The sequence below is a fragment of the Croceicoccus marinus genome (assembly GCF_001661675.2).
Classification (GTDB): Bacteria; Pseudomonadota; Alphaproteobacteria; order Sphingomonadales; family Sphingomonadaceae; genus Croceicoccus; species Croceicoccus marinus.
The window spans coordinates 1,749,724-1,762,623 of record NZ_CP019602.1 but is presented as its reverse complement, the minus strand read 5'-3'; the positions used below and the strand labels follow the sequence as shown (position 1 = coordinate 1,762,623).

Here is a 12,900-nt window from a genome sequence, read left to right as displayed (position 1 = left end):
GGCCCGGGGACGGGACACCTTGCAACAAGGCGCCGCGATAATGAGACCGGGTCCGGTGACCGATGCGAATTGACAGCATGATACGGCGTCGCCAGGCCATGCCGTAAGTGTCCAAATGACGTAGATTGGCAGGGTTTTGCCCCTGATAGGGCTCTTTTCAGCCCGCATCGGCGCGCTGTCGCGGATCATCCCGAGATGATCCTGACCGCAAGGGCGGTTGCGGCGGCTCGCGTCTCGACCCCCAGCTTGGTGAAGATCTGCTGCAGGTGCTTGTTCACCGTGCGCGGACTGATGCCCAGGATCTCGCTGACCGAGCGGTTGGACTTGCCATAGCTGACCCACAGCAGCACCTCGGCCTCGCGCTGGGTCAGGCCGATGCGGTTCTGAAGCAAGGCGATCTCCGCGCCTTCGCGAACTTCGGTCAAACGGATTAGCGTGTCGCCTTCGCGCTCGCTTTCCACCGCGGCGAGATCGATGTCGAAGTCGGGAAATTCGACGCGGATCGAATGGCCCGGAAGCAGCGCCTGCTGCGCGATCCGCTGCATCGGATAGACCAGTCTTTCCGGCAACTGCCGCGCGTCCTCGTTCCAGCCGGGCTCGATGCGGGACAGCAGCCTGCCGGCCTGCGGCGTGCACCAGGTCACCCGGCCGCCGCGATCGACCGCGACGAGATGCCGACCCGCGCCGTCCAGCGCCAGGCGTGAGCGATGCGCGTTGCGCGCATTGGCGAGATGCACGCGGATACGCGCAAGCAGCTCTTCGATCACGATCGGCTTCCGAATATAGTCGATCCCGCCGTTTTCCAGCGCCGCGATGGCATGCTCCGGTTCGGTCAGGCCGGTCATGAAGATGACGGGCACATAGGCAAAGGCGGGATCGCGCTTGATCCGGCGCGTCGCCTCGAACCCGTCCATCCCCGGCATCACCGCATCCATCAGGATCAGGTCGGGCGTGTCGTGATCCAGCAGTTCCAGCGCCGCTTCCCCGCTTGTCGCGACAAGGGCGGTCATGCCTTCCTGCTCAAGCGTGTCGACCAGCAGGCTCAACGAGTCCGGCGTGTCGTCGACGACGAGGATACGGTCCCTGGCTGGCGCTTCAGACGGCATCGTTCTGCGACGTCCTTGCGATGGCGGCCAGCGCCTTGAGGTCGAATGCGTCGAGGCATGCGCGCATTTCCTGCGCGACGGGCAGAGCGGCCGGGTGGGACGCGGCGATGGCGTCGATCTGGCTTTCGATGCCGCGCACATGGCCGGTGCGGACCAGTCGCTCGATCTCGGCGAAATGGGGGCGGGTGGCGGCGGGAAGGGGCGGCCTGACGTCCGGGACCCCCTCGGCGGCGCGGCCCGCTGCCGACGATCCCGAACCGGTCCATTCGATCCACAATTGCGCCGATATGACGTCGAGCAAATTGCTGAATTCGAACGGTTTCAGCAGGAACATGTCATTCGGCATGTCGCCGTCGCCGCCGGGGTGATGTTCATGTGCGTTGGCGGACAGCATTACGATGCGGATGGTCGTGCCATGCGCCTGGCGCAGCGCGTCGGCCACGTCCCATCCGGTGCGCCCCGGCATCGTTATGTCGAGCAGGACGAGGTCGGGGCCGCTTTCGCCCGCGATGGCCACTGCCGAATCCGCGTCGCCCGCGGTCAGCACGGTAAAGCCCAGCGGTTCCAGCAGGCTGGCCAGCAGGCTGCGCTGCGCCTCGTCGTCGTCGACGACCAGGATCGTGCGGCGGCGGCCCGAATAGCCGGTGATGACGGTGGTGGGCGTGGTATCGGCGGGATGCGACTGCGGCTGGGACAGCATCAGCCGCACCGTGAAACGCGACCCTTCGCCAAGCCGGCTTTCGACCCGGATCTCGCCGCCCATCACCTGCACCAGCGCCTGCGTGATGGACAGGCCCAGGCCCACGCCGGGGCGCTTCGCCAGCTCGTCGCTGCGGCTGTGGAACGGGTCGAAGATGTGGTCGATGTCGTCGGGGCCGATGCCGATGCCGGTGTCGGCAATCTCGAAAATGGCGAGGTCGTTGCGGTACGCGACCTTCAGCGTCACCTGGCCGCTGTCGGTGAACTTGATCGCGTTCGACACCAGGTTGATCAGCACCTGGCGCAGGCGCTTCTGGTCGCCGCGCACGAATTCCGGCAATTTCGGGGGGCATTCCAGCCGGAAGTGCAGCCCCTTGGCTTCCGCCTGCGGTTCGAACATGTCGACCACCTGTTCGAGCAGGGCGGGAAACCGGATCACCTCGCGCTGCAGCCGCAGTGCCCCGCTTTCGACATGCGAGAGGTCGAGCAGACCTTCGACCAGGCTGGCGAGATGTTCGGAACTGCGGCGGATGATGCGCGCGGCCTGCAGCGCATTGCGCCCCTCGTTGCGCTCCAGCAATTGCGCATAGCCATAGATCGAATTGAGCGGGGAGCGGATCTCGTGGCTCGCGCTTGCGAGGAAGCGGCTTTTCGCCTGGTTGGCAGCCGTGGCGGCGGTGTTGGCGCGTTCCAGATCGGCGCATCGCCGTTCGAGCAAAGCGATTTCCTGCATCAGCGCCTCCCGCTCCGACTTAGTGCAACCGGCGCTGCCGGGCGCGATGCGCCGACCCGCATGGCTAAGCGCATGCGACGCCCATGCCCGCAAGCTGTCGAGCGCGCCCTTCATCACCTGCGACCGCTCGCGGGACAGACATGATGGAAAGGGCGCGGCATCGATCAACCGCCCGCGATGAAGGCGCGCCAGCCGCCGAGGTGGGTGATGTCCTCCGCAGCCTCGGTCGCGCGCGGTTCGGACACGAAGCCCTTGACGCTGGAACCGTCGGACAGGGTCACCGTGCCGATGGCCAGCGGAGCGGGCACCTCGGCGGTGAAGCTGCCGAAGGCTTCCATGTCGAGTTCGTAGACCTCGACCTTGATCGCCGCGCCGTCCGCGCTGTGGACCAGCGCAGGCTTGGGCGGGGTGCTGTTGGCAATGGCATAGAGGCGGTAGTTCGGCGCCGTCTCGAACGCGCCGACGAATGTCGCATCGCGAGAGGTGAGCTGCCAGTGCAGCGGCATGTCTTTCAGATGCGCGCCGACGACGGCCAGTTTTACGCTTTCCATAGTATCCTCCATGTCGAGCGGGGGAAGCGACGGCAGATCGGCCGCGTCCAGATAGGTTTCGGCCGCCGCCATCAGCGCGCGGTCGGTGTCGGCAGGGCCGATCAGCGTGATGCCGAAGCCCGTGCCGTTGCCGCGCATCCCGGCAGGCACCGCGATCGCCGCCATGTCGAGCAGGTTCACGAAATTGGTATAGCGGCCAAGATTGCTGTTGAGCGCAACCGGAGAAGCCTGCAGTTCGCGCACGCGATAGGTCGTGCCCGTGGTCGGGAACGCCAGCATGTCGATGCCGTCCCACAGTCCATCGGCGTGGCGCTTCAGTTCGGCCAGGCGGTAGATGCCGTTCCACAGGTCGACCGCCTTCATGTCCAGCCCCGCCTCGACGATGCCGCGCACCGTGGGGTCGATCGCATCGGGATCGCTTTTCAGCAGCGCCTCGACCGCGGCGGTGCGTTCGGCCACCCACGGTCCGCCGTAGAGCAATTGCGCGGCCTCAAGCAGCGGATCGATGTCGATCTCGACGATCTCGGCACCTTGCGACAGAGCGGCGAGGGCGCGGTCGTAGAGATATTCGGCCTGCGTATCTCCGAAGAAAACGCGCTGGTCGGGTCGCGGCACGCCGATGCGTCTGGGGGTAAGGGGCGCATTCGCCAGCGGCTTGGACCACGGATCGGCAAGATCGAGGGCGGCGATGCTTTCGTCCACCCGCCGCGCATCGGCGATGGTGTCGGTAAACACGGTGATGCAATCGATGCTGCGGCAGGCGGGGACCAGCCCGCGCGTGCTCCAGCGGCCTTTCGTCGGCTTGAAGCCGATCAGGTGCTGGAACGCGGCTGGCACGCGGCCCGAACCCGCCGTATCGGTGCCCAGCGCGAACGGGACAAGGCCCGCCGCGACCGCGACCGACGACCCTGAACTGGACCCGCCGCTGACGTAATCGCGGTTATAGACATTGCGCGGAATGCCATAGGGGCTGCGCACGCCGACAAGCCCGGTGGCGAACTGGTCGAGATTGGTCTTGCCGACGCAGATCGCGCCCGCCGCGTCCAGCCGTTCGATCACGCCTGCCGATTGTTCGGGGGAATAGGCGAAGGCAGGGCAGGCGGCGGTCGTTTCCAGCCCCGCGACGTCGATATTGTCCTTCACCGCATATGCCACGCCCGCCAGCGGCAGCTTTTCGCCAGCGGCAATGCGTGCATCGACCTTGCGCGCGGCGCAAAGCACGTCTTCGCGCGATGCCCGGCTGATCCAGATTTGCGGCTGGAGCGCATCATAGGCCTCGATCCGGGCCAGCGTATCCTCGGCGACGGCGAGCGCTGCGGTCTGGCCCGACGATACGGCGTCGGCGATGGCGGTAACGCTCTGGCGATTGAGGTCGGTCATGCGCTGCGCCTCAGTGCCAGCATGGGCGTTCCGGGTTGCAGCGACTGGCGTTCCTGCATGTAGAGCGCCGACACCGTGCCGCTGGCTGGGCTTTCGAACGGGCATTCCATCTTCATGGATTCGATCACCGCGATGATGTCGCCTTCCTGCACCGCATCGCCCGGTTCCACCATCAGCTTCCATACGCTGCCGCCGAAGGGCGCTTCGATCAGCTCGCTGCCTTCGGGCACTTCGACCGCCGCGACTTCCGCCGCGCCCGCATCGGTATCGGCCAGGTCGCTGATCCGGTCGAACTCGCCCGAGCGCTCCCATTCGGCCCGCTCCTCGTCGAAGGCGGCCTGGCGGGTGGCCTCGAACGCGGCGATGCTCTCGGCGTTTTCCTTCAGGAAAGCGCGATAATCGGCAAGGCGGAATTCGGAATGCTCGACCTTGATCGAGCGGCGACCGTTGGGGAAATCGCGGCGCCAGTCGGCCAGCTCGTCCGCATCGACCTTGAAGAAGCGGATCTGGTCGAAGAAGCGCAGCAGCCATGGCTTGCCGTCGACGAAGGCGTCGGTCTGGCGGTGCGTGTTCCACACCTGGATGGTGCGCCCGAACAGCTGGTAGCCGCCCGGTCCCTCCATGCCATAGATGCACATGTAGGCCCCGCCGATGCCCACCACGTTGGGCGGGGTCCAGGTGCGGGCCGGATTGTACTTCGTGGTGACCAGCCGGTGCCGTGGATCGACCGGCGTCGCCACCGGCGCGCCCAGATAGACATCGCCAAGACCCAGCACGAGATAGCTGGCATCGAAGATCAGGCTTTCCACCGCATCGGCATCGCGCATGCCGTTGATGCGGCGGATGAACTCGATATTGTCGGGGCACCACGGCGCGTCGTCGCGCACCGCGCCCATGTATTTCTCGATCGTTTCGATGGTCGCCGGGTCCCGCCAGCTGAGCGGCAGGTGCACGATGCGCGACGGGATGCGGAAATCCTCGAGGTCGCCCAGCGCTTCCTCCGCTTCGATCAGCGCAGCCAATGCGGCCTTCTGGTCCAGCGCCTTGCCGTCGAAATGCAATTGCAGCGAGCGGATGCCCGGCACGATGTCGATCACGCCCGGCAGCTTCAGCCGCTCAAGCTCGGTCATCAGCGCGTGGACGCGGATGCGCAGTTCGATGTCGAGGACGATCTCGCCATATTCGACGAGGATGTTGCGGTCGCCCTGCTGACGATAGACCGCGCGGGGGCGGATGCCCTGCTGCGGGATCTCGGCCAGGATGGGCGACAGATCGGCGATATCGCGCGCGCCGCCATCGTTGCCGAAACGGTCGAGGGGTGCCGCAGCTGCCTCCGCCGCATCCTCGGCGCTCACGGGTACGAAGCGCAAGCGGTCGTCGGGTGCCAACTGCCCGATCTTCCATCGGTCCGCCGCGATCACGGTGAACGGGCACACGAACCCGCCCAGCGAGGGCCCGTCGGGGCCAAGGATGATCGGCATGTCGCCGGTAAAGTCCACCGCCCCGATGGCATAGGGATTGTCGTGGATGTTCGACGGGTGCAGCCCTGCCTCGCCGCCGTCCTTGCGCGCCCATTGCGGCTTTGGCCCGACAAGCCGCACGCCGGTGCGGTTGCTGTTGTAATGGACCTGCCATTCGGCTGCGACGAATTCGGCGATGTCGTCCGGCGTGAAGAAATCGGGCGCGCCGTGGGGGCCGTAAAGCACCCGCAATTCCCAGCTTCGCCCGATGTCGGGAAGCGCCAGTGCCGCCGCTTCGCCCGCCGATTCCTCCGCGCCGAAATGCAGCGTATCGCCCGCCAGCAGCCGCCGCGCCGCATGCCCGCCGAACTGGCCCAGCGCAAAGGTGCTGTGGCTGCCGAGATAGGCCGCGATGTCCAGCCCGCCCGCGAACAGGATATAGCCGCGAACCCCGCCGCCGGTCGCCTGGCCCATCGCCAGGGTCTGCCCGGCCTGAACCGACAGCACCGTGCCGCGTTCCACCGGCTCGCCGTCCAGCTTCGCGCCGAAATCCGCGCCGGTCAGGCAGATGCGGGCAGGCGCGCTGAATTGCAGGGTCGGTCCGCTGGCGGTCACTTCCAGACCTGCCATGCCTTCGGGATTGCCCAGCATCAGGTTTCCGAGCCGGAACGAACGGTCGTCCATCGGCCCCGAAGGCGGCACGCCCACGTCCCACAGGCCAAGCCGTCCCGGCCAGTCCTGCACCGTGGTCGCGGTGCCGCCGCTGATCACGCGGATGCAGCGGGGGTGATAGGTCACGCTTTCCAGCAGCCGGGTCGAAACCTCGCCGCTGCCGAATTTCTCATTGCGGACCACGTCGCGCAGCCAGCGCAGGTTCGTCTCGATCCCGTCGATGCGGCTGTCGTCCAGTGCGTCCTGCATCGCCCCGATCGCCTCATCGCGCGTCGGGCGGTGAACAATCAGCTTGGCGATCATCGGATCGTACCAGCTGGTCACCTCGTTACCCGCCATGCACCACGTCTCGACGCGGATGTCGGACGGGAAATCGACCGCGGTCAGCGCGCCCACCGTGGGGCGATAGTCCAGCGCCGGATCCTCGGCATAGAGGCGCACCTGGATGGCGTGGCCCCGCGCCACAGGCGGCTCGCGGTCGAGGAAGGCGAAATCGCCCGCCGCGCCGCGGATCATCCATTCGACGAGGTCCACGCCCATGACTTCCTCGGTCACGCCGTGTTCGACCTGCAGGCGGGTGTTCATCTCGAGGAAGAAGAATTCCTCGCGCTCGGCATCGAACAGGAATTCGACCGTGCCTGCGGACAGGTAACGCGCCGCTTCGCCCAGGCGGACGGCGGCGGCGATAAGCTCGGCGCGCTTGGCGCCGGAGAGGCGGGGGGCGGGGGCTTCCTCGACCACTTTCTGGTTGCGGCGCTGCAGCGAACAATCGCGCTCGCCCAGCGGCATGACGCGGCCTTTCCCGTCGCCGAAGATCTGCACCTCGATATGGCGCGCGCGGCCGATATAGCGTTCGAGGAACACGCCCGCATCGCCGAAATTGCCCGCGCCAAGCCGCGCGACGACCGCGAAACCGTCGCGCACGGCGGCCTCGTCCTCGCAGATGCGCATGCCGATGCCGCCGCCGCCAGCGGTGGCCTTTAGCATGACCGGAAAGCCGATTTTGCGCGCGGCCTCGACTGCTTCCGCCTCGTCCGTCAGCAGGCCGGTGCCGGGGGCGAGGGGGACGCCGTGCTCTTCCGCCAGCGCGCGGGCGCTGTGCTTCAGGCCGAAGATATTGATGTTCCGGGGCGTGGGGCCGACGAACACGATGCCGGCGGCGGCGCATGCCTCGGCAAATTCGGTATTCTCGGCCAAAAAGCCGTAACCGGGATGGATCGCGCCCGCGCCGCTTTCCTTCGCGGCGGCAAGGATCGCGGAAATGTTCAGATAGCTTTCCGCCGCCGGGGCGGGGCCGATGCAGATCGCGCTGTCGGCTTCCGAGACATGCAGCGAACCCGCATCCGCCTCGGAATAGACCGCGACCGAGCGGAGGCCCATCTTGCGCAGCGTGCGGATGATCCGGGTGGCGATGGCCCCCCGGTTCGCGACCAGGACGGTGTCAAAGCTCATGCGGTCACAATCATCCGGACAGGGGTGGGATTGAAGGCGTTGCAGGGGTTGTTGATCTGCGGGCAGTTCGACACGACCACGATCACGTCCATCTCTGCGCGCAGGTCGACGGTCAGGCCGGGGGCGGAAATGCCGTCGACGATGCCCAGCGACCCGTCTTCCTCGACCGGCACGTTCATGAAGAAATTGATGTTGGGCACCATGTCTCGCTTGCCCCGGCCTTCGGTGAGGTTGGCCTCGAGGAAATTCTCGACACAGGCGTGCTGCGCCTTGGTGTGATGTCCGTAACGCAGCGTGTTGGACTCGCACGAACAGGCGCCGCCGATGGTGTCGTGATATTCGACCGAGGTATCGGTGATGGTCATCATCGGCCGCCCCTCGTTCGAGAGAAGCACCGATCCGGTCTTGAGGAACAGGTTCCCCTGCGCCGCGACCGTGTCCTGCGCGCTGTAACGCTCGACGTCGTCGGCGGCGGAATAGATCAGGAAATCGACCGCCTGGTTGCCCTCGACATCAACGACGCGCAGGGTCTGCCCCTTGGCGACGTGGTGCAGCCAGGGTGCGCGCGCGGGCACGATCTCATCATGAATGATGGTGCCGGAAAGGCCGGTGATGGCCGGATCTGTGGTCATGTGTCGGCCCTTTCTCAGCGGCGGTAGTAGTCTTCGACATTCTCGAACGCGCGCAGCCCCTCGGGCGAGGCGTTGCGTGCGGCATCGTCTTGCGGTGTGACCGGCCCGCGCCATGCGGTGGCGCGCAGGCGGGTGACGGCATATTCATCGCGCGGGTCCATCACGTGAGGGCAATTGGCGATCACGACGATGACGTCCATCTCGGCGCGCAGGATCATGCTGCGTCCAGAATCGAACGGGCCGATTTGCGGGGTGATGGTGCCATCCTTCTCGATCCGCGTGCCCTTGAACAGGTTGACGCAGGGGTGGACGTCGCGGCGCTGCAGCCCGTGCTTGGCCGAACCCAGCAGGAACCGGTCACGCCCGTTGGGAAAGGCCCCGCTGTTGCGCCCCTCGCCATATTTCGCCTCGTTCGTGGCGGCGTTCGAGGTGCCGCAGAACGTGTCATGCGTGCCTGCTTCGTCGTACAGGATGCTCATCAGCACGCGGCCCATGTCGGACAGCAGCAGCTTGTTTTCGCCCAGATAGGCGTTCCACTGGACCTTGACCGTGTCGGCGACGTTCAGCCGTTCGGTCGGCATGTCGGCGTTATAGATCAGCAGCGAGGCGCAGGCGTCACCCTCCAGGTCGATCAGCCGCAGCCGCGATCCGCGCGACAGGCGGCGCGTGGCATAGCCGCCCGCCGCGATCATTTCTTCCCACACCAGATCGTTCGCCGACACGCCTTCGGGCAGATCGTCCGCCGCGGGGGGAAGTACCGGCATGGCGTCGGCCCTGGTGCCAGCCATGGCGCGGGCATGGTCGCGCGCCGCCATCGGATCGGCAAGATTGGTCGTCATGCGGATTCCCTCTTCTTCGCAGCGCCCTTGGCCGCGCCCTTCGCGGGCGCTTCGCCTTGGCCCTCCAGCTCGTGCAGGGGCGGCAGCAGGGCGGTGGTGGTGACAAGTTGCAGCTGGTTCACGCCGCGAATGCCGCGCAGCGCGTCGCACAGTTCCTCAAGCCTGTTGGCGGGGCCCTGCACCAGCAGCACTTCCATCGACTGGTCGTCTTCCAGGAAGACATGCTGCGAGGAGATCACCTCTTTCAGGTAATCGGCCTGCGTCTCGGACAATTGCTGGCGCGCCTTGCCGCGATTGCCGCGATAGACGAGCGTCACCGTGCCCGCGAGCATGTCGTCGGGGCGGACGCGCGCCTCATGCTCGGCCAGTGCGTGGCGGATCAGTTCGGCGATCAATTGCGAGCGTGAGGGCAGTCCGCGTTCCTCGACCATCATGTCCAGCTGGCGGAACAGTTCGGCCGGAAGGCTCATGCTCAGGCGGGCGAGATTGGTGGGCTCTGAACTCATGCGAACGGTCTCTCAATTATTATTGTTTGTGTCAATCGTAATACTGCCGTGGTCGTCCGAAGATTCCACGGGCACAGGATCCGTGGCCGCGGGGTCCGTCGGCTGCGTCTTGCGCGTCAACGCGAGGTCGTAGACGGCGGTCGCGCCATAGCGGTGCGGCGCGTGCGGATCGTGCCGCCGCTTGTCGAGCGTCAGCACCCGCGTTCCCAGCGAGAACGCTTCCTTGATGTCATGCGTGACCATGATGACGGTCAGCTGGTATTCGTTCCACAGCCGGGTGATCAGCCCGTGCATGTCCGCCCTGATGCCGGGATCGAGCGCGCCGAACGGCTCGTCCAGCAGCAGGATGCGGGGGCGCTTGATCAGCGCCTGCGCGATGGCGAGGCGCTGCTGCATCCCGCCCGACATCTCCGCGGGATAGAGATGCATGCTGTCGCGCAGGCCGACGGCGTCCAGCATTTCCTCGGCTTGTGCCATCGCCTCGCGCCTGGGGCCGCCGAACAGCCGGGCGGAGAAGGGCGCCTGCTTGCATTCCAGGCCGAACACCGTGTTGCGCAATGCCGAGAGATGCGGAAACACCGAATAGCGCTGGAACACCACCCCGCGATCCGGCCCGCATTCGCCCGGCAGCGGCACGCCGTCCAGCAGGATTGAGCCGCGCGTCGGCACTTCCTGGCCCAGGATCACGCGCAGCAGGCTGCTCTTGCCCGCGCCCGAGGGGCCGATGATCGACACGAACGAGCCTTCCTCGATATCGAGGGAGACGTTTTCGAGCACGATCTTCTCGCCGTACTCGACCCAGATGTTGCGAAGGTTCAGCAGCGCGCTCAATGATCTGCTCCATGGGCCCAGGGGAACAGCCGGCGGCTGCTCCGGGTAAGGGCGATGTCCATCACCACCGCCAGAAGCGCGATCCACGCCACATAGGGCAGGATGATGTCCATCGACAGATAGCGGCGGACGAGGAAAATGCGGTAGCCAAGGCCGACATCGGCGGCGATCGCCTCTGCCGAGATCAGGAACACCCATGCCGGGCCGAGCGACAGGCGCACCGCCTGGATCAGCCGCGGCATCGCCTGCGGCAGGGCGACGCGCAGCATCACCTGCCAGCTGTTCGCCCCCAGCGTCTGCGCCTTGATGATCTGTTCGCGCGGAAGGGCGCCGATATGCGCGGCGATGTCCCGGATCATGAAGGGCGCGATGCCCACCACGATCAGCGCTACCTTGGCCGTCTCACCCAGCCCGAAGGCGATGAACAGGATCGGCAGCAGCGCGATCGGCGGGATCACCGCGATGCCGGTCACAAGCGGGCCGAACGTGGCGCGCACCGGCGGCAATATGCCCAGCACCAGCCCCACCAGCAGCGCGGAAAGGGTGGAGATGGCAAGACCGATACCCAGCCGCGTCAGGCTGGCCAGCGTATCGGCCCAGAACAGATAATCCCCCGACAGTCGGTCCGGCTCGGCCACCAGCGACGCCATCGCCTCGACCATCGCGGATGGCAGGGGCAGGATCTTGTCGCTGGGATTGACCGAGTGGCGCGCCCCCGCGGCGACGAGGTAAAGCACCACCAGTGCCACGATCGGGAGCGCACCCAGCAGCAGGCGATTGCCGCGCCGGACCCGGCGATTTACCCAGCGCATCGACGGTCATCCCGTATTGGCGTGGCAGACATCATGCGCGCGGCCGTCAGCCCGGTCCCGGTCACAGGGCGCCTTCGGCGGCCATCTGCATGTAGCTGTCGTCGAACCTCAGCGTGACATTGTTCGGGTCGCCCAGCACCGTGCCGCCCGGAAAGGACATGCCGACCGCATCGGCCGAGCGCGCGCCCTGTCCGAACAAGCCCTGTGCAAAGCTGAAGTCGCGCACGCGCGTCATCGTTTCGACCAGGCTGGGCGAGCGGGTCGCTTCGACCGCTGCCGCAGGATCGGCATAGAGATAGGTCGTGGACAGCTGATCCTCGAACACGTCGGGCGTGGTGCCGGCCAGCCTGGCCATGGCGGCGCGCGCTTCCCGGCCTTCGGGCGTGTCCTGCTGCATCAGGGCCATCGTCTCGTACCAGATGCCGGCCAGCGCCTTGCCCAGGTTCGGATTGGCCTTCAGCGTGGCGGTGTCCACCACCAGCAGGTCGACGATCTCGCCCGGGATATCGGCCGAACTGAACACCATGTTGGCATTCGGCGCCGTCTTCATCGTGGCAAGCTGCGGGTTCCACGCAACCGCGGCGGTAACCTCGTCCGAGGTAAAGGCGCCCGCGATGTCCGCGTCCGCGGTGTTCATGGTGTTGACCGCGGTCAGCGGCATGCCCGCCTCTTCCAGTCCGCGCGCCAGCAGATAGTGGGATACCGAAAGCTCGACCAGGTTGACGTCGCGGCCCCTGATGTCGGCCAGGTTGTTCGATCCCTTGAGCAGGATGCCGTCATTGCCGTTGGAATAGTCGCCCAGGATGATCGCGCTGGTATCCTTGCCGCCCGCGGCGGGAATGGTCAGCGCGTCCATGTTGGCGACGGTGACGCCGTCGAGCTTGCCGGCGGTGTACTGGTTCACCGACTCGACGTAGTCGTTGACCTGCACGAAATTGATCTCGAGGCCGTATTTGTCGGCCCATTTGTCGACGATGCCGGCCTGCTGCGCATAAGGCCAAGGCATCCATCCGGCATAGATCGACCAGCCGATGTCGAATTCGGTGCGCGGCTCGGGTGCCTCGCCTTCCGAAGACGAGCACGATGCGATCAGCATCGCGCAGAACATCAGTGCAATTTTCCCCGCGTTGCGGACCCCCGTGAGCATGATTCGTCTCCTTTCGCGGATGCAGCATTGTCTGAATTGCGGCGCTTGTCCATGCAAAATTATTACTGTTGATATGTTTT

At 66.1% G+C, this 12,900-nt stretch carries 10 protein-coding genes; all 10 read right to left on the bottom strand.

Going from position 1 to position 12,900, the window contains the following annotated elements:
• Positions 1 to 185 precede the first annotated feature (185 nt).
• Positions 186 to 1,106, bottom strand: a complete 921-nt coding sequence (locus tag A9D14_RS08295; protein ID WP_066845182.1) for a response regulator transcription factor — start codon at positions 1,104 to 1,106, stop codon at positions 186 to 188.
• Positions 1,096 to 2,652 (bottom strand): ATP-binding response regulator, encoded by a 1,557-nt coding sequence (locus A9D14_RS08290; protein ID WP_066845180.1) that lies wholly within the window; start codon positions 2,650 to 2,652, stop codon positions 1,096 to 1,098. The genes A9D14_RS08295 and A9D14_RS08290 overlap by 11 nt, the downstream gene beginning before the upstream one ends.
• Positions 2,653 to 2,702: 50 nt before the next feature.
• Entirely contained in the window at positions 2,703 to 4,469 is a 1,767-nt protein-coding gene (gene atzF, locus A9D14_RS08285) for an allophanate hydrolase (protein ID WP_066845178.1), read from the bottom strand.
• Complete coding sequence (uca, locus tag A9D14_RS08280; RefSeq protein WP_066845176.1) at positions 4,466 to 8,053, bottom strand: urea carboxylase; 3,588 nt, start codon at positions 8,051 to 8,053, stop codon at positions 4,466 to 4,468. Before uca ends, atzF begins: the two co-directional genes overlap by 4 nt.
• Positions 8,050 to 8,685, bottom strand: a complete 636-nt coding sequence (locus A9D14_RS08275) for an urea amidolyase associated protein UAAP2 (RefSeq protein WP_066845174.1) — start codon at positions 8,683 to 8,685, stop codon at positions 8,050 to 8,052. The genes uca and A9D14_RS08275 overlap by 4 nt, the downstream gene beginning before the upstream one ends.
• A gap of 14 nt (positions 8,686 to 8,699) precedes the next feature.
• A complete protein-coding gene (locus tag A9D14_RS08270) occupies positions 8,700 to 9,524 on the bottom strand; it encodes an urea amidolyase associated protein UAAP1 (RefSeq protein ID WP_066845166.1) in 825 nt (274 codons plus the stop codon).
• Entirely contained in the window at positions 9,521 to 10,030 is a 510-nt protein-coding gene (locus A9D14_RS08265; RefSeq protein ID WP_066845164.1) for a CopG family ribbon-helix-helix protein, read from the bottom strand. The genes A9D14_RS08270 and A9D14_RS08265 overlap by 4 nt, the downstream gene beginning before the upstream one ends.
• 12 nt (positions 10,031 to 10,042) lie before the next feature.
• Complete coding sequence (locus A9D14_RS08260; RefSeq protein ID WP_083987793.1) at positions 10,043 to 10,861, bottom strand: ABC transporter ATP-binding protein; 819 nt, start codon at positions 10,859 to 10,861, stop codon at positions 10,043 to 10,045.
• On the bottom strand, positions 10,858 to 11,673 hold the full coding sequence (locus A9D14_RS08255; protein WP_066845162.1) for an ABC transporter permease: 816 nt from the start codon (positions 11,671 to 11,673) through the stop codon (positions 10,858 to 10,860). The genes A9D14_RS08260 and A9D14_RS08255 overlap by 4 nt, the downstream gene beginning before the upstream one ends.
• Positions 11,674 to 11,734: 61 nt before the next feature.
• Positions 11,735 to 12,820, bottom strand: coding sequence for a putative urea ABC transporter substrate-binding protein (locus tag A9D14_RS08250; protein ID WP_066845160.1), 1,086 nt, complete (start codon positions 12,818 to 12,820; stop codon positions 11,735 to 11,737).
• Positions 12,821 to 12,900: the final 80 nt, after the last annotated feature.